The organism is Pseudomonas sp. BP11-1-1 (assembly GCF_052112105.1).
GTDB lineage: Bacteria > Pseudomonadota > Gammaproteobacteria > Pseudomonadales > Pseudomonadaceae > Aquipseudomonas > Aquipseudomonas alvandae.
Map to the genome: position 1 here is coordinate 1 of NZ_JAUTYU010000013.1, position 17,674 is coordinate 17,674.

9 protein-coding genes are annotated in these 17,674 nt (G+C 62.8%); 3 read left to right on the top strand and 6 right to left on the bottom strand.

Annotation, left to right across the window (positions count from 1 at the left end):
- A partial coding sequence (locus Q7C33_RS21390) for a diguanylate cyclase domain-containing protein (protein ID WP_407684119.1) occupies window positions 1-1,147 on the top strand: 1,147 nt, incomplete at its 5' end.
- Here the strand turns inward: Q7C33_RS21390 and Q7C33_RS21395 are convergent.
- From Q7C33_RS21395 to Q7C33_RS21415, 5 genes are all read right to left on the bottom strand, one after another.
- A complete protein-coding gene (locus tag Q7C33_RS21395) occupies window positions 1,131-3,479 on the bottom strand; it encodes a TonB-dependent receptor (RefSeq protein ID WP_407684120.1) in 2,349 nt (782 codons plus the stop codon). The two genes, Q7C33_RS21390 and Q7C33_RS21395, sit on opposite strands and share 17 nt — an antisense overlap.
- Window position 3,480: 1 nt before the next feature.
- The gene (locus Q7C33_RS21400) at window positions 3,481-5,775 is read right to left on the bottom strand and encodes a hybrid sensor histidine kinase/response regulator (RefSeq protein ID WP_407684121.1); all 2,295 of its coding nucleotides are present in this window, start codon (window positions 5,773-5,775) and stop codon (window positions 3,481-3,483) included.
- A gap of 92 nt (window positions 5,776-5,867) precedes the next feature.
- Window positions 5,868-6,704: a response regulator transcription factor gene (locus Q7C33_RS21405; RefSeq protein ID WP_407684122.1), complete on the bottom strand. Its 837-nt coding sequence runs from the start codon at window positions 6,702-6,704 to the stop codon at window positions 5,868-5,870.
- 347 nt (window positions 6,705-7,051) lie between these two features.
- Entirely contained in the window at window positions 7,052-8,716 is a 1,665-nt protein-coding gene (locus Q7C33_RS21410; protein WP_407684123.1) for a ShlB/FhaC/HecB family hemolysin secretion/activation protein, read from the bottom strand.
- 89 nt (window positions 8,717-8,805) lie between these two features.
- Window positions 8,806-14,340: a two-partner secretion domain-containing protein gene (locus Q7C33_RS21415; RefSeq protein ID WP_407684124.1), complete on the bottom strand. Its 5,535-nt coding sequence runs from the start codon at window positions 14,338-14,340 to the stop codon at window positions 8,806-8,808.
- A gap of 285 nt (window positions 14,341-14,625) precedes the next feature.
- On the opposite strand from Q7C33_RS21415, the gene Q7C33_RS21420 reads away from it, so the two are divergent.
- Together Q7C33_RS21420 and Q7C33_RS21425 are read left to right on the top strand one after the other, a co-directional pair.
- Window positions 14,626-15,030 carry a DUF488 domain-containing protein gene (locus tag Q7C33_RS21420; RefSeq protein WP_407684125.1) on the top strand — a complete coding sequence of 135 codons (405 nt, stop codon included), beginning with the start codon at window positions 14,626-14,628 and terminating at the stop codon, window positions 15,028-15,030.
- A 243-nt stretch (window positions 15,031-15,273) separates the two neighbouring features.
- Window positions 15,274-16,779 carry a hypothetical protein gene (locus Q7C33_RS21425; protein ID WP_407684126.1) on the top strand — a complete coding sequence of 502 codons (1,506 nt, stop codon included), beginning with the start codon at window positions 15,274-15,276 and terminating at the stop codon, window positions 16,777-16,779.
- Window positions 16,780-17,041: 262 nt separating this feature from the next.
- On the opposite strand, the gene Q7C33_RS21430 is transcribed toward Q7C33_RS21425, so the two are convergent.
- On the bottom strand, window positions 17,042-17,587 hold the full coding sequence (locus tag Q7C33_RS21430) for a DUF4256 domain-containing protein (protein WP_407684127.1): 546 nt from the start codon (window positions 17,585-17,587) through the stop codon (window positions 17,042-17,044).
- Between the last annotated feature and the right edge of the window lie 87 nt (window positions 17,588-17,674).

The window sequence follows — 17,674 nt, forward strand, 5'->3', positions numbered from 1 at the left end:
CACCCCGATAATCCCCCGCTTCACCCACCCCAAGCGCTACAACCGAGCACCGCGTCCCCCCATGAACCTACGCACCTTCATTCGCAGCTACTGCCTCAACTCCAGGCTCGCCACGAATGCACTCACCCGCCTGCACAAATCGCTCTCCTCCCTGGTCGTCTACCTGGCCCAGCAAGGCTTCGATTCCAACATTTGGCCGGCCATCCGTGATGAAGCCGAGTTGGACCGTCACCTCAACAACCTGTGCCCTGAGCTGGCAACAACGGTGTTCACCCACGCCCGCGAGGGCATCATGCTGGTCGATCCGTTCGGCCGGGTCATTGGCGTGAACGAGGCCTTCACCCGTCTCACCGGCTACAGCCAGGAAGAGTTGCAGGGCCGCGAGCTGAATTCCCACCGCATGGTCCGTCGCCTCACCGCTTTTTACGCCCCCATGAAAAACGCCCTGGATTTCCATGGCCATTGGTCCGGCGAGATCCAAAGCAACCACAAGGACGGGCGGGAGATGACGTCGCGGATCAGCATCAGCGCGGTGCATGACCGTCACGGCAATGTTCAGCACTACGTGGCGTTGTTCAGCGACATGACGCAGATGAAGCAGCGTTTGCAGTTGCTGGAGCGGGATGCGCGGTATGACGCGCTCACGCAGTTGCCCAATCGGTTGTTGTTGGCCGAACGGATGCGGCAGGCGTTGGGCAAGGCGCGGATTTATCAGCAGAAGGTGGCGATCGCGTTTATTGACCTGGATGGGTTCAAGGCGTTGAACGACAGTTATGGGCATGACTGGGGCGATCGGGTGTTGCAGATTGTCGCGGCGCGGATCAATGCGACGTTGCGTGAAGGCGATACGTTGGCCCGGCTGGGGGGTGATGAGTTTGTCGCCGGGCTGGTGGGTTTGCACGCGGAGGAGGACAGCGAGCCGCTGCTCAAGCGGATGTTGGCGGCGGCGAACGCACCGATAGTGATTGGTGCGCAGAAAGTAGAGATAGCGGCGAGTATCGGGGTGGCGTTCTATCCTGAGCACGGGCATGAGATCGATGGGTTGATCAGCAAGGCGGATCAGGCCATGTACTTGTCGAAGAAGGCTGGCGGTAATCGCCTGGCGTTTTGTCCGACGCGGTTTATTTCGCTCAATAGCGAAGTCTGACGGTGGTGCCGAGGGTGCGTTCGCTGCCGGTCATGACGCCGTAGTCGCCGGCGCCGAGCAGTGAGTAGACGGCGGTGATGTAGTTGCGGTCGAAGACGTTGCGCACCCAGCCTTCGACTTCCCAGGCACGGCCCTGGCTGCGCACGCCCAGGCGCAGGTTGGTGAGGCCGTAGCTGGGTTGATAGCTGCCTTCGCCGCCTTCGAGGGTGCCGTAGTAGCCGGTGCGGAAGCTGTAGTCGACGCTGCTGTAGAGTTCCAGGCCGTAGGGCAGCGGGTGGGTGTGGTCGAGGCCGCTGCTGAGGCTCCATTCCGGCGCGTTGTAGAGCCGCTCGCCGCTAAGGTCGCAGGTCCATTGGCCCGAGGCCGGTGGGCACGGCGCGTTGGGGAAGCTGCGGTAGCGCGCATCGCTCCAGGCCACGCCCAGGCGGCCGGTGAGTTGCGGGGTGAGTTGCCAGGCGGAATCAAGTTCGATGCCGCGCAGGCGGACTTTGCCGACGTTGATCAGGTTGTCCCGCAGCGGCGGCGCGAACAGCGATGTGGGCGGGCTGTAGGTGAGCGCCTGGTAGTCGTCGACGTCGGTCTGGTAGACGGCGAGATCGAGCATCGCGCGCTGGTCCCAGAACCGCGTCTTCATGCCCACTTCCAGGGAGGTGGCGCGTTCCAGCTCGAAGGTCGCCGCGGTAAACGGGCCGATCACGTCGAAGTTGATGCCGCCAGCCTTGTAGCCTCGCGACCAACTGACGTAACCCATCATCCCGTCGTTGAAGCGGTAGCTGGCGCTGAGCAGGCCGGAGACGTTATTTTCTTTGATGGAGTCTTCGCGGTAGTAAGCACGGCCGAGGGCGATGTCCCGCAGCAGTTGCCCGCCCACTTGGAACACCGGGGGCAAACCCGTCAGCGGGGCGAGGTTGCTGACGTCGCGGGAGATCCAGCCGTCCTTGCGCTCCTGGCTGTAGCGCAGGCCGCCGGTGAGTTCCAGCGGGTCAATCGGGCGCCAGGAGAGTTGGCCGAAAACGGCGCGGCTGTCGCCGTTCTGCTCGCCGTCGTAGCGTTGCCGCGCACCGTCCAGCAACAGGGCCGGCACTTGGCTCGGATCGGTGATGTTGATGCCCAATTTCTTCAGCTGTTCCAGTTGATCGCCGACGAACCAGGACGCGGCGTCCTTGCCGTATTCGACGTCGATCTGGCGGTCGAGCTGTTGGCGCAGGTAATACAGGCCGGCGACGTAATCGACGGACGAGCCGGCCGTGCCGGACAGGCGCCATTCCTGGCTGAACTGCCGGTGGTCCAATGCGGCTTCGGATTGCATCACCGAGCGTGCGGTGCTGTCGGCGTCGCGGTCGGCGCGGTAATCCCAGTCGCGGTAGGCGGTGATGCTGGTCAAGCGCATGGCCTCGTCGAGGTCCCAGTTCAATTCCAGTGAAACGCCATTTTGCAGGGTTTGCGGATGTCCCGGCGCGTCGATGCGGGATTCGCGTTTGTAGGGGTCGGGCTCGGCCAGCGGATAGCCGAGGAATTTGGCGCGCTTGCGGGTTTGCTCGCCGTAGTGATTGACCAGCAGCACGTTGCCGGCTTCGTTCTGCTCGGCGTAGTCGGCGATCAGGCGGGCGCTGAAGTCGCTGTTCGGCGTCCACAGCAATTGGCCGCGCAGGCCGTGGCTGTCAGCATCGCCGAGGCGGCTGCCGTCTTGCAGGTTTTCCACAGAACCTTCGCTGGAGCTGTCGAACACGTTGAGTCGACCCGCAAGCACGTCGTCTTGCAGCGGCCCGGAAACCGTTCCGCGATATTCCCGCAGGCCACGCTCACCGTAGCTGGCTTCGAGGTTGGCTTCGGGCTGGAAGGTGGGTTGTCTGGTGACGATGTTCAGCGCGCCGGCGGTGGTGTTTTTGCCGAACAAGGTGCCTTGGGGGCCGCGCAAAACTTCGATGCGTTCGATGTCCATCAACTCGGTGAAGGCCATACCCTGGCGCGCCTGGTAAACGCCATCGACGTAGGTGCCGACGCCGCCTTCCAGGCCGTCGTTGTAGGCGGTGGCGCCGAAGCCGCGCAGGCCGAAGCCGGCGTAGCGGGCGTCGTGGCCGGACACCACCAGGCCGGGCACGCGTTGTTGGATGTCTTGCAGCCGGTGAAGGCCGGCTTCGTCCAGTTGATCGCCGTAGAGGACGTTGATCGGGATCGGCACGTCTTGTGGATCTTCTTCGCGGCGGCGGGCGGTGACGGTGGTTGCGTCGAGCGTGAGAGCGCTGGCCGTCTCTTGCGCGGCATGGGCCGACGCCCAAGGCAATGCGCAAAGGCTGCCGAGCAAGAGCAGCCGATACCCCAGGACCGGCATGCTAGAACTCCCGCGCCATTTCGCGATGCACCGTGTCCGGGCAAACCAGTGTCTTGATCCGCGCCAGCAATTCTCGGCTGTCGGCGGGCTTGAGCAGCACCTCGTCGAAGGCCAGGTCCTCGGGGTAACCCTGCGGTCTATGCGGCGGGACCGCTGAGTAAAGCATCACGGGGAGATCGTGCTCACGGTCACGCACGTGTCGCAGCAGTTCCCAACCGTCCATGCCGGGCATCATCTGGTCGCTGATCAGCAGGTCGACCGGTTGCTCCGCCAAACACGCCAAGGCGTCCTCGCCGCTCGCCGCGATGCTGACATCGAAACCATAGCCGGCCAGCAGGTCATAGAGCCATTCGCTGTTCTGCTCGATGTCGTCCACCAGCAGCACGTGTTTGCCCTCGCCATCGAGCGGCGTGACGTTATTGTCGACGATGCCGTTTTCCAGGTCGTGCTCGTCGGCGCATTTCAACTGCAGACGGAAACTGAAGTGGCTGCCCTGCCCCGTGGCCTGGGGTTCGAGGCGGCTGCCCATGCGTTCGAGCAATTGGGTGACGATGGACAGGCCAAGGCCGCTGCCTTCGTAACGCTGCGCGTTGCGGCCGCGGCGAAACGGTTGCAGCAGTTGTTCGAATTCTTGCGGGTCGATGCCGATGCCGGTGTCGATCACGCTGAAGCGCAGTTCCACGGTGTCAGCGGTGGTCCCCCGAGAACAGCTCACTTCGAAACGGATCTGGCCGTCGCGGGTGAATTTCGCCGCGTTCGCCAGGAGGTTCATGAGCACCTGCCGCAACCGCTTGAAATCCGCCTCGACAAGTGGCGGCAGGTCATCGGCCATGACAGCGTTGAAAACGTTGCCCTGGCGCGCGGCGAGAAAGCCCGCCTCGTCTGCGATCTCTTGGAGGAATCCGTACAGATAACCCGGCGCGAGGGTCAGTTGCATTTGCTCCAGCTCGCCACGGGAAAATTCGAGCATCTCGTCGATCAGCTCCAGTTGCTGGCGGGCGCTGCGCTCGATGGTGGCTTGGTAGTCACGGTTCGGCCCAGCGTGGAGCAGGCGCGCGTAGTCGATGATGCGCACCAGCGGCGAGCGCAGGTCGTGGCTGATCCGCGCCATCAACGCACTGCGCGCCACCAGGGATTCGCGCAGCTGTGACGTGCGCAGCGCCACGGTACTTTCCAGGCGTTCGTGCTCGGCCTGGCGTTGTTGGTCGAGGGTGGACAGGGCGTGTTTTTCGCGGTTGCGGCTGCGGGCAACTTCCATGATCAAGGTGCACACCAGCAACACAACACCCGGCAAGGTCGACGATAAATTGTTTTTGCTGTGCGGCGACTGCCAGGGCAACTGTTCCTGCGGGAAAAAATTCCGCATCAGCATTTGCCCAACCAGCAGCCCTGGCACCAGCCAGGCCATCCAGTTGTAGCTAAGCCTTTTGCGCCACGCCATGAATAACGTAGGGAACAACGCGCCGTAGAAACTCAGCAGGGACATCTGGACTATCTGTGCGCCCTGGACTGGATCGACCTTCAGCCACCAGACGCGGCCGAGAATGCAGCCCAACAGCGGCACCCAATAGCTCCAGCCAATGATTCTGGGCAGGCGGGCAACCTGCAACAGCACGCGCATGTAGGCGAGGAAGAGGACGATTGAAAGCGCGCTGGCACAGGTCAGCAGCTCCCGTGTCCAGCCCAGCGCGGTGGGCCAGTAGATCAAGTAACCGTTGATGATGCAGGTCATCAGGATGTAGCTCAGGACCGCGCCCGCATTCACGCTCAGCAGTGGAGAGCGCAGGATCCAGCCGACGATCAGGCCGAACGGCACGACCAGCAGGACGATGCCGAGGGTCAGTCCGTCGCTCAGGTACGTCTGTTGCTGACTGCGCAGCAGCGCCGGTTCGGACCACAGTTCCGGCTCCAACAGCATTTGAAAATTGCTCGCCACTCGGACGAACACCGTGGTGCTCTCCCCCGCCGCCAACGATACCCGGAACGCCGGTTGACGCGCCGCCAGCTGCGGCCATTCCGCCCGGGGATAGGCGGCTCCGCCATGGGTTTCTTGCCCCGGTTGGTAGACGCGGATGTCTTCCAGGCGCGGCGCGCCGACCACCAGCAGGCGCGCACACGTCGCAGCGCTTGAGTTGGTCAGTTGTAATTTCAACCAGAAGGCCGAGCGACTGTAACCCTGCGTCGGCCAGCCTGGGGTCGCTACCTTGAAATCGGCGTCAGGCCGTTGCGCGACTTCTTGCAGGCTCAGGCGTGCCTGGGTGTCCTCGAAAATCTGCGCTAAGGACAGTAGGTCCAAATGATCAGCGCGGCAGATATCCACAGGCTCCGCACGCAGTAGGCCTGTGGATAACAGCGTTATCGTCAGCAATAAAAACTGTAGAAGCCGCATCAGGCGCGCCCGGCCGACTCGGTTTCAACGAGGCCCAGGGCTTGCTGGCGAAACTGGCTGGGCGTCATGCCGATTCGCTGGCGGAAGGCGGTGGTGAAATTGCAGGCGTTGCGAAAGCCCACCAGCTCGGCGACGTCCTGCACGCTCATGGCGCTTTCGCAGAGCAGATCCTGGCCGCGCCGCAATCGCGCGTCGCGAATGTAGGCAAACACGGTCATGCCCAGGTGCTCGCGAAAAATCGCGGTGAGACGTTTTTCATGGGTGCCGACCTTTTGCGCGAGGCTGGCCAGGGACGGGATGTCGTCCAACTGGTTTTCAATCAGTCGCATCGCCGCGCGCAGGACGATTTCGTCGCCTTCCGGTTCCGGATCGGCGGGGCTTTTAGGCATGGCCGGTGGCGCGCGCCAGGTCAATTGCAGGTGGATCTTGATACGTGCGAGCACTTCTTCCGGGGCGCAGGATTTGGGAATGTAATCGACGCCACCGACGGTCAAGCCTTCAAGGCGTTCAATCGAGCTGTTGGCCGACGACAGAAAGAGAATGGGCGTCTGCCGGGTCGCCGGAGCCTCGCGCAACAGGCGGCACAGGCTGAAGCCGTCCATCTGCGGCATGTGCACGTCCAGGACGATCAGGTCGGGGCGCAGAGCCAGGGCCCGTTGGTAGCCCTGATAGGCGTCGCTGGCCAGGGAAATGCGCCAGGGCAGGGTTTTCAACAGAACGAGCGTGGCGCGGATGTCTTCGGGGACATCGTCGATCAGCAGGATATGCGGCAACGGCTCGGACGCCGCCGCGCCCCCCGCTGTCGCTGACTGCCTTTGGTCTCGCCCGTTGTCCATTCGCCAGCTCTCTAGTCGTGTTTAGCCAGGCCACTGTCACGAAGTTACCGGGCGAAAATCACGTATCGGGCCGGCAACACGTCGATATAACGGCAGAACAGGCGAGAACTGAAGCTATCAAATTTTTATTGGACGATAAATGGTCATGCCGTCCGGGCGCAAAGACATGTGGCGAGGGGATTTAGCGAGACGTCGCACCGCCCCGCTGGGCTGCGCAGCAGCCCCCAAACCAGGCAACTCGGTGTTTCAGAGGATTGAGTTAACTGCATTGGGGCTGCTACGCAGCCCAGCGGGAGCAAGCTCCCTCGCCACGGATTTGTTGAGTACCTTGAATGAGCAGCGGTCGGTTAGAACTGGTAGCCAATCTGCGCAAGCAGTTGCGGGTTTTCCTGACGCGTGTCGCTTTGCGCTTCACCGCCGGAGTGACGCCAGGCCACCGTGGTGTCGAACGAGAGCGGCCCGTACTGAGCGCGCAGGCCCACACCGCCGCCGGAGATGCTGCGGGTGTTTTTCTCGTCGGCCCACTCGTCGTGGTTGATGCGCACTTTGCCGGCGTCCCAGAACAGGTAAGGCGTGAGCTTGTCGATCGGGTAGCGAAGTTCGATCTGGGTCAGCATGCCTTCGTCGCCCGAACCTTCGCTCTGTGGATAAGCCCGTACGCCATCGATGCCGCCGAGGCTGAAGTCTTCGGAGGAGTCGAGGTTGTCCTGGCTCCATTGGCCGAGGAAACGGGCGAACAGCGTGAAGTTGGCGGGCAGCGCTTGCAGGCGGGCGAGGTCGACGTTGACTTTGCTGAACCGGCCTTCGGTCTGGGCAGTCTGGCGGTCGCCCTCGCGCAGGGCCGAATCGAGTTTCAGGTCACCGTAGGTCAGCGTCGCGCCGCCGTAGGTGATGCCGCCGCCGAGCAAGGTGTCCCTGACGTCGAACTGCAAGCTGATGGGCACCGAGTTGCTGCTTTTTTCAAAGCTCAGGCCGAGCACTTCGTATTTATCTTCAAGTTCTTTGTGCTGGTACTGCCCGGCCAACAGGAGGTTCGCCTGGTTGCTGCGAATGAGCGGATAACTCAAGCCGATGCTGCTGACCTCGGCGGTACCGGTCGCCCCCAGGTCGGCGAATTCAGCGCCCAGGTCATAGGAACTCTGGGCGTAACCCACGTTGCCCCGCAGGCCTGAGGTGCCCAATGGCATCGAGTAGCCGAGGCTGCCGAAATACAGTTCTTCGTCGGTGGCAATCACCGCGGCGCTGAGCTTGTCGCCCAGCATCACCGGACTGTTCCAGTCACCTTGGACCGTCAGGCGGTTGCGCCCCGAATAGCGGTTGCCATGGTTATCCAAGGTGGCCTTGCCCTCGAAGGCCTTGGTCTTGCTCACTTGGGCATTGAGGTCGCCCGTACCGAGATCTTCACCCGGGCGGATGACCGGACGAACCGCCACGCCCGGCAGGTCGGACAGGACCAGGATGCTGCGCTCCAGGCGGTCACGCTCGATCACGTCGCCGGGCTGCAAGTCGTCCAGGAAAGGCTGCGCCTGGGCGGCCAGTTTCGCATCGTCGTTGACGGCGGTGACTTTGCCGTAACGCCCTTCGATCACCGCGATGGTCAGCTCGCCATTGGCCATGCGCTGCGCCGGCAGGTAGGCACGGGCAAACGGATAACCCTGCTCGCGGTAGTAAAGCGTGACCTGCCGGGCGATTTCCCGCAGTTCGTCAAGATCGTGGGCCTTGCCGATGGCTGGCGCGACGACGCGTTGCAGGCTGGCCTCGTCGATGCGGGTGTTGTCGGTGAAGTGGACGGCGTTGAGCTGGACCTTGGCGCCGCCGACTTTTTCCTGAACCGGTTGCGGCGCCTCGACATCCAGGCGAATGCTTTGCGGCAGCTCCTGTTGGGGAATCGGCAGCTCTTGCAGGATACGGCCGGCGTCGGGGATCGGGCGTGCCGGCAGGGTCGCCGCCCAAGCCGGTGCAGTGGACAGCAGCGCCAGACCTGCGGCGCAGGACATCAATTTGTTATGCATTGAATAAGTCTCGAAGAATTCGGGTTGCCTGAGCCCGTGACCGCGTCCGGGGACGCGGCCAAGGGACTCCTTCAAAGGGAAAGTGGGAATCAGGGACGCATGGCCAGACCTGCACCTGGCAAGCGCACACCGCCGCGCACGACGAACACGGTCTGCGGCGGATAGGCCGCACAGGCGCCTCCACCGGATACACCGCCGTCGGCGCAGACGTTGCCGGCCAGTTCCCGCTCGCTGTCGGTGTCCTGGGCCTGGGCAGCCGAATCGCCGTCGCCTTGCGCCAGAACATTGCCTGTAGCGTTGCCCGCACCGTTGCCGCCATTGGCGTTCGCCGGCGCGCCACCTTGATCCACTAGCAGCAGGCCGCCGTTCTCGACCCCGGCGCCGGACCAGTCAGCCGGTTTCGGCTGGGCTGGATTGAGCTCCGGCGCATGGGGCGAAGTCACTTGCGCGCCCACGCGCGTGGCATCGGCGACGCTCTGCTGGATGGCTTCAAGGTCCAGGGACTGCGTCACGGTGACATTGGCGTTGGCTGGGTCGCTGACGATCAGGTAACCAAGGTCCGCCAACCCACCGATGTTGATCTGGTGGGTGCCCACGTCCGGACTCCCAATCGAATACACCGGCTGGCCGAGCATCTGCTTGGTGTCGCCATTCCACAGGCCGCTGGCGTCGAAACCGGCGACACCGCCGCCATTGAACGTGGTTCGGCCATCGAACGGCTTGGTCTGGGTGGTCGCACCGTTGGTCGACACCACCAGCGTCGGTTGCTCGCGGTACACGGCATGAACGCCGTTGCCCAGCGCCCGGCCGAAATTGCTCTGCTGTTCGTCACTGTTGTAGCGGAAGTTGCCGCTGCCACTGCCCACGACATTCACCACGCCGGTGCTGCCGGCGAGGCTGCCGGTGTAGATCACCGCCCGGCCGCCGGCCCCGGTGGACACCGTCACGCCCGCGTCGGCCTTCACGTCACCGCCCGCGGCCACGCCCGCCGAAGCGGATTGACCGGCGTTAAGCACGATTGCATCGGACGCACGGCTGCTGGTGCCGACGTTCTCGGTCAGGGTGATGTTGCCGGTGGTGGTCACCACCTGGACTTTGCCGGTGTTGCCGATGCCGACGATCTGATCCAGCTGGGTGCCGTCCAGTGCGGTCTCGGTCAGCCTGCCGACGGTGACGTCAGTGCGGTTGACGAAATTGACGTCATTCGCCCGGCTGGCGATGTCGCCAACCCAGTTGCTGGCGTTGCGCAGGTCGAAATCGCCACCCTTGAGTGCCAAGCCATCGGCGGTGATGTTGCCGTTGGTGTTCTGGGTGGTCTTGCCCGCGACATTGAGAAACACGTTGCCGCTGGTGGCCAGCGCTTCGTTGATCGCCAGGTTGCCTTGGGTGCCGATGCTCACGTCGCCGGTGTTGTTCACGCCGGTGACGGTGGTCTGCGTGCCGTCGACATGGGTCGCGGTCAGCGTACCGACCTTGAGGTTGCCGCTGTTGTTGAACTGGACCTTGCCCGCGTCGCTGGCGATATCGCCGATCACGTTGCCGGTGTTGCCCAGCGCGTAATCGCCCCCCAGCAGCACCAGGCCGCTGGCATCGAGCTTGGCCCCGGCGTCGCCGGCCTGGGTGGTTTTACCCGCCACTTCCAGGGTGATGATGTCGTCGGCCCGGGTTTGACCCTGGCTGGCGTCATCCTGCGGGCCGTTCTCGATGGTGATGCCTTTTACCAGCGTCAGGTCGTGGTCGGTTTTCAAGCTAACCGCTTCGTCGGAGGTAATCCCCACGGTGCCGTCCACGACGCCGACCGTCAGGTTGCCGTTGCCGGCGAACTTCAAGCTGCCCACATCGGCGGCGATGATGCCCACGTCATGCCCCTTGCCCAGGTCGAAATCGCCTTCGCCGCGCAGGGCCAGTTCGTCGGCGGTGATGGTCGCGCCCGTTGCCTGGGTAGCGCCTTTGCCCGCGTCGACACTGAGGGTCAGGCCCTTGCCGGTCGCGCCGTCTTCGTCGGTGCCTTCGGGATCCTTGAGGGTCAGGTCGCCCAGCAAGTTCAGCACGCCATTGGCGACCAACGCCAGGTCGTCCTTGAGCGTCGCGCCTTCGTCGTCGACGGTGATGTTGCGGGTCTTGTCGTTGCCGATGACGATCTTGTCGAAGCCATCCTGGATATTCGCCAGGTCAGCGTCGGACAGCACCAGCGGATCGTTAGGCCCGGTCACCTCCGGGTCATCGCTGCCACCCACATGGATGTCCAGGCCTGGGGTCTTCTGCTGCAAAGTGAGGCTGCCGCCACCGGCAACACTCGCGGCGATGTCGATTTCATCGGCGCCCAGGCTGGTATCGCCTTGGGTGAGCAATGCCTGGCCGACCGTGAGCGTGTCGGCGACAAGGTTCAGGTCACCGGTCTGGGTCATGCCGGCCACCGGCACGCCTTGCGGGTTCGCCGGGGTCTGGCTGCCGGGAATGGTCACGACGCCGACGGTCAGGTCATCGACATCGGCAAAGCTCACCGTGCCGGTGTCGCTGGCAATCGTGTTGACGTCGTTGGCGGCGTTGTCCAGGTCATGAACGGCACCGTCACCCAGCAGCACCAGGCCATCGGCGACAATGGCGCCGTCGGCGGTCTGGTCGATCTTGCCGCCATTGCTCTGCAGCGCCAGGACCGGGGCCGGCTTGCTGTCATCGTTGCCGGTGCCCGGTGCGTCCGCCACGGTCAACTGGTCATTGATGTGGATATTGCCGGTACCGGCGTCGAGGATAAGGTCGTCGTTGATCCGGGTCGCTCCGATGATGTTGACGTCACCGGTCATGTCCGCGCCACCGATCTTCACGGAAGTGAACCCGTCGCCCAGGGCGCTGATGTCGGTGCCGGTCAGTTCCAACGAACCGGGGGCGTCGCCGGTGCTGCCGCCCACGGCGATGTTTTTGCTCGGGGTGTTGGTTTCAAGGGCAATCGAGCCATTGCCGGTGACGCTGCCGGCGCCGCCGTTGAAGTTGATGTCGTCGGCCTTGATGGCCAGGTTGTTGTCGGTGCTGTTGAGGCTGCCGTTGAAGGTGATGGAACTGCCTTGCAAGCCCTTGCTGCCCGAGGTGTTGGTCTTGATGTTGTCGACATACAGCGAGCCGCCGACCTGCTTGCCCGCGGTCTGGTCGAAACTGCCTGACACGAAGACGAATTTGTACGTGCCGGCCTTGTCAGCCGTGGCTGTATGGCTTTGCCAGTTCACCGCACCGGTGCCGTTACCGGTTTCGTTCAGGATGATCTGGTATTCGCCAGTGTTGACGTTCAACAGATAGCCGAAGACGTCATAGGTATCGCCGCCCGCGACCGGTTTGTAATCGAAACTGACCGACTCCCCTGCCGCCAGGGAAACCGTACCTTCGCTGACCACCGACGGACCACGCATGATGCAACCGGCGGGGGCGTTCTGGCAGTTGGAGTTGTTCTCGGTACCCAGCAACAGCGCAGCGCCGCCGTCCTTGCCCTGTCCGGCAGCGGCGACCGGGGTGAGGGGTTTGTAGTCCATGTTGCCCTGGTCGCCAGGCGAAACGCTCGGTGCACTGCCGTTGGTTGGCGAGGTGGTCGGCAACGTCGGGTCATTCGGCGACACCACGCCATCGACGACGGTGACGCCGGCGAAGAACTGGTCGATGGAGGTCTTCCAGCCGACCAGGCCGTTTTCGAAGTCGGCGTTCAGGAACTGTGAGGCGCCCATCTCAACGGCGCCGTTGTAGACCTGCTCGCCGCTGGTGAAGACTTTTGCACCGTTGATAAAGGTTTTGCCGGCGCCGGTGGTCGTCGCGTACAGGGCGCCCAGGGCGCTGTTACCGCCAACCATGTCGCTGAAAATGATCGAGCCTGAACCGGCGTCCACACGCAGTTCGCGCTTGTTAGCCACCGCATCGGAATCCACCACGCCCGCAAAAACGATGTTGCCACCGTTGCTCTTCAGGCTGACGTCGGTGTTGAGCGCGATCTTGCCGTTGAGGATCAACGCCAGGCTGTTGCCATTGCCCGCGCCGCTGGCATCGATATCACCGTTGAAGAAAATATTGCCGAAGACGTAGCGGCCCGTTCCGACGTCGTTATGTCCGGACTGCAAGGTCAGCGTCCGGTCGCCGCTGATGCTCGTCGGGGTGTAGTCGCCGTTCCAGTGGATGCTGTTGTCGGCCTTGATCGCAACATCGGTGCCGCCGGCCAGGGCCGTATCGATCGCATTGAAGCCGACCGTGGCGTCTATCCCATTGGTGCCACCGGTCAAGCCGCCGTCGCCCGGCCCCACCGTGACGCTGTCCGGATCGAGCAACCACAAGCCGCCCTTGCCTTTTTTAGCCGAGGCATCGGCGGCCTTGCTCACCGCCAGCTTGGCGCCGCTGGTCTCGATCTTGCCGCCGTCGCCGCCCTTGGCGCCGCCGGTGGCTTTCAGGGTGCCGTCCACCCGCGTGACGCTGCCCGGTTTCTTGACATCGGACCAGGCCACCACGGTTCCGCCCTTGCCGTTGTCGGTCGCCGATGCATCGAGCACCGCACCGGCGGCGACGGTGGTCTGGCTGGCCTGTTTGATCGCCGGGTCCTTGCCTTGCCAGCTACCGCCCACAAAAATCTCGCCGCCGCCCTTGGCGCCGGTGGCGTCGAGCTCAGCACCGGCCTTGATGGCCACGCGCTCGCCGGTCACGACGATCTTGCCGCCCTTGGCGGTGTCGGAGGACACATCGATACGCCCGGCGACTTGCACATCGCCCCGGTCGCCCATCAACGTGACCACACCGTTTTCACCGACATCCAGCGAACGGGCTTCGATCAAACCGGTGTTGTTGATAACGGTGCTCGCCAGGGTTTCCGCCGCACGGGCGGTCAGCAGGATTTTCCCGGCATCGGCACGAATGGCACCGCCGTTCTCGATCAACGCCTGAAGCGCACCTTCCTTGACTTCCAACTGCACCGGCCCGCCCAAGTCGAGCGTCACGACACTGCCGGCGCCCAGCAGCACATTGCCCTTGTGCGCGGTGAGGTTGCCTTCGTTGACGATTTTTGCAGCGATCAGCGCAATGGTGCCGCCTTGCGCTGCATTGATGTTGCCCTGGTTGACCACCGATGCGGCGCTGTCGCCGCTGAAACGGTAGTTGCCGGCGAGGAAATCTTCTGTGGACAAGTTAAGCGTGGAGGCCACCAGGCCGCCGACGTCAACCTGCGCACCGGGGGTGAACAGCACACCGTTGGGGTTGACCAGGAACACCTGGCCGTTGGCTTTCAGCGCGCCCTGGATCACCGACACATCCGAGCCCAGGACGCGGTTCAAAGCGATGGAGTTCGCGCCAGGCTGAACGAACTGGACGGTGTTGCCTTTGCCGATGGAAAAGCTCTGCCAGTCGATCCCGAGCTTATCGCTGCCCTGGTGAATGGTCATGCCCGTGCCGTTCTGCTGGATGCTGCCGCTACCCGCCACGATGTGACCGCCGGACGGCAACGCCCCCGCCATGGCAACCGAAGCAAACACGCCGCCGCCCACGCCGATGACGAGGCTCAATGTTTTACGGCTTTTGTCTTTGCCCTGGCTCCTGACCAACTCGGATGCCACCTGCCACGCGCCCATCACGGCATTCCAGACGACTCGGTAAGCTCTATTCATTTTTATTCACTCATCCTTAATACGGCGGGTCGCGCAATGACGACCAGGCGGTTCGCTGTCGACCAATCAAATGGAAAAACGCACCCGGACGGATTGCGGCTCGCAAAATCCCACAGTGCTCCGCGCCATCATGTCGGCGGCCAGCGACGCGCACTTTTGCTTGAGTGCCCATGGCTTTTGATTGACGGGATGGGATGAAAAAATTTTTACGATGGGGTGGCTTGCTGGTCGCCTCGTCGTGGGCGACCTATGCTGAGTCGGTTCAATTTCGACAGGCGGGCCCTGATGATCCAATGCAAACGCGCCTATGAAACAGCCAGCGCCGAGGATGGCGTGCGGGTGCTGGTCGACCGGCTGTGGCCGCGTAGTTGCCCCAAGGATGCCCTGGCGATTGCCGAGTGGCTGCCGGAGGTGGGGCCTTCCCACGCACTGCGCAAGGCGTTCAAGGCGGGGGCGGTTTCGTTTGCCGAGTTCAGGGCGGCCTATCGGCGTGAGCTGGCGGCGCGACCGGAGCATTGGTGGAAGTTGGTGGACGTCGCGCGGGGCGGGACGCTTACCCTGGTGTATGCGGCCAAGTCGACGCTCGAGAACAATGCGGTGGTGTTGGCCCAGTGGTTGGAGGATGAGGTGGATAAGCGGGCGGAGGGGAATTCGCCGGTGTGTTATCTGGATGAGTTCCCGGAGCTCTGAGATGGGCTTGCTTTGACCCGTGGCGAGGGAGCTTGCTCCCTCGCGACTGCGTTGTAGGAGCTGTCGAGTGCAACGAGGCTGCGATCTTTCCCCAGACACTTGAATATCAAGCGAAAGATCAAAAGATCAAAAGATCGCAGGCTGCGCCAGCTCCTACGCAGCCCAGCGGGAGCAAGCTCCCTCGCCACGGGTTATTGATTTGCCTAAGATCGGCGCAGAGAAATCACAAGGAAGACCACCGTAATGCAATCGCCATTTGATCCGTTGGTTCATATCGATTGGAAAACCCCGGGCTGCGATTTGCTCGGGCTGTTGCAGCATTACTATCCCGACATCGATGTGTTCGCCGGTCCGGGGTTCGAGGCGTTGCTGGACGAGCTGTCCAACGAGATGCCCGAGGTCTGCTTCGAAGCCCTGGCGCTGGTGCTGGCTGGCCGGGGTTATGACCTGTGGAACCTGGACGCCGGCGCTGACGATTACCGACCGGTGATCTTCCCTTCCGATCAACGCGAGGCGTTTGCCCAGCATTGGCAAAGCCCACGTGGCGAGCCGAGGTTCACGCCGATTTTGATCGAGCCGCAGAAGCCTGCCGTCACCGAGCATAAGCCGGCCAAACCCAAGCGCGCCAAGCTGAAGTGGTTGCAGGAAGTCCATGACTACCCCGGCCCTACCTACGTGCATGAATACAACTACCGCAACGGCTGGGCTGCAATCACCGAACAGGATGAAGATCGCTGGCTGTGCTTTTTGATCGACTACAACCAGTGGCCGCCCGCCGAACAGGACATGCTCGAACAACGCACCGATGAAGTGGATGGCGCGGACCTGCGCCTGATCGACGCCAACGCCCGGCGCAGCCTGTGGAGACGCCAGGTCAAACACGGCGATTACAGCGCGGATGATCGGTTCAAATACGAGATTCGCCGGGGCGATGCCATCGAGGACTTCGGCCCTGCCGGGCTGCAGTGGCCGGCATTCGAAGAGCTCTGCGTCGTCGTAGACGATGAGATATTCGAGCGCCAGCGCATCTACGAACCCGAGCACCTGACAAGGATCTGGCGGATCACGGCGGACAGCAGCGAGGTGATTTTCGACGACTCGGACGAGCTCACCATCCTGCCTGTCGGCGGGCGTCGATTGTTGTTCATGCAGCACAACGGCAAGTGCTGCTGGGTCTGGAACCAGGACACCCAACAGGCCATCGTCGCCCAGTCGATGCCCGCCGAGGCTTATAAGCTGAGGGCATCGACCGCGTACTTGGGCGGTGACGAGATTCTGCTGTTCAGCGAAGGCGCGCGGCAGAACGTCGAGCACTCGGGTTATCAAGAGACCGTGCTATTGGCGTGGCGCTTCAATTTCATCACCGGCGCCAAATCGAAGGCGACGCTGGACGGTTTCGGCAGTGAGCTGCGCCAGGACACACGTCTGCTCGTCACGCAGCCCAAGCAGGTGATTACGTTGCGCACGTTCCATGGGCAACTGCAGGTAGCGCGCGGGCATGGCGATTGGTGGGTGTGGAGCTACCGCGCCAACACCTTTGGCACACACACGCAGGCCTGGTTTTGGAATCAGCGCAGCAATGAGGTGGTGAAGCTGACCAGCAAGGATATCCCGCGCATCAAACCGGAGATTCGTTATCTGCCGTCGCTGGATCGGTACCTGGCGTTCGAGGCGGATTTTGTGGCGCAGTTGCCGGAGTTTAGCGAGATCGTTGAGACCAAGGGCTGTGAGGTTTTGGTTTTTGAGTGAGGTGGTCTTGTTGCACTGCGACCCTTCGAACGCATGAGCCGTTGTGGCGAGGGAGCTTGCTCCCGCTCGACTGCGCTGTAGGTGCTACGAAGGAGCTGTGTAGGTGCTGTGTAGGAGCTGCCGAGTGAAACGAGGCTGCGATCTTTCCCCAGACACTTGAAATATCAAGCGAAAGATCAAAAGATCGCAGGCTGCGCCAGCTCCTACGCAGCCCAGCGGGAGCAAGCTCCCTCGCCACAGGGGCAGCGGTGTCCTTGAGGGCTCAAACGCGCAGCACCCCACGAAACCCACGCGCCGCGTAATACGACTGCACGCCGTTGTGGTAGATGAACACCCGACCATAACGGTAGTCGCCAAAAATCGCCCCATCGAGCGCACGAAGTTCCGGAGGTGTCGCCAGCCAACTGGACGTCTTGGCATCGAACTCACCGAGCGTCTGCAGGGCTCGGTATTGCTCCTCGGTCAACAGGGTTATCCCCATGTCGTCAGCCATCTCGATCGCGCTGCCCTTGGGCTTGTTCTCCTTGCGCGCATCCAGGGCCGCACGGTCGTAGCAGAGGCTGCGACGACCGGTGGGGCTTTCCTTTGCGCAATCGCAGAAAGTGACGGCGCCGGTCTGCGGGTCGAGACCGATCACGTCGGGCTCGCCACCGGTGGCTTCCATGGCCTGGAGAGTTTTCAGGGCATTGGGGTTGTTTTCGAGCCGGGTCTGGATGTCGGACCAGGGAATGTCTGGGTGACGGTTCGGGTGTTGTTCGAAGCGGGTTTTCAGGGTTTGGATGAGGCTTTCTTGTTCTTGTTTTTTCATGGTTCGGGTGTCCGCGTGTTAATCGGTCATCCAATGATAGTGACTCTGACGGCATGCGTTGAACCAGCAATAGATCGCCGCACTCGC

Bases quoted from the DNA above. Each gene is read 5' to 3' on its own strand.
- Q7C33_RS21420 (WP_407684125.1), top strand. From the start codon at position 14,626: ATGATCCAATGCAAACGCGCCTATGAAACAGCCAGCGCCGAGGATGGC.
- Q7C33_RS21405 (WP_407684122.1), bottom strand. From the start codon at position 6,704: ATGGACAACGGGCGAGACCAAAGGCAGTCAGCGACAGCGGGGGGCGCG.
- Q7C33_RS21430 (WP_407684127.1), bottom strand. From the start codon at position 17,587: ATGAAAAAACAAGAACAAGAAAGCCTCATCCAAACCCTGAAAACCCGC.
- Q7C33_RS21415 (WP_407684124.1), bottom strand. From the start codon at position 14,340: ATGAATAGAGCTTACCGAGTCGTCTGGAATGCCGTGATGGGCGCGTGG.
- Q7C33_RS21395 (WP_407684120.1), bottom strand. From the start codon at position 3,479: ATGCCGGTCCTGGGGTATCGGCTGCTCTTGCTCGGCAGCCTTTGCGCA.
- Q7C33_RS21410 (WP_407684123.1), bottom strand. From the start codon at position 8,716: ATGCATAACAAATTGATGTCCTGCGCCGCAGGTCTGGCGCTGCTGTCC.
- Q7C33_RS21425 (WP_407684126.1), top strand. From the start codon at position 15,274: ATGCAATCGCCATTTGATCCGTTGGTTCATATCGATTGGAAAACCCCG.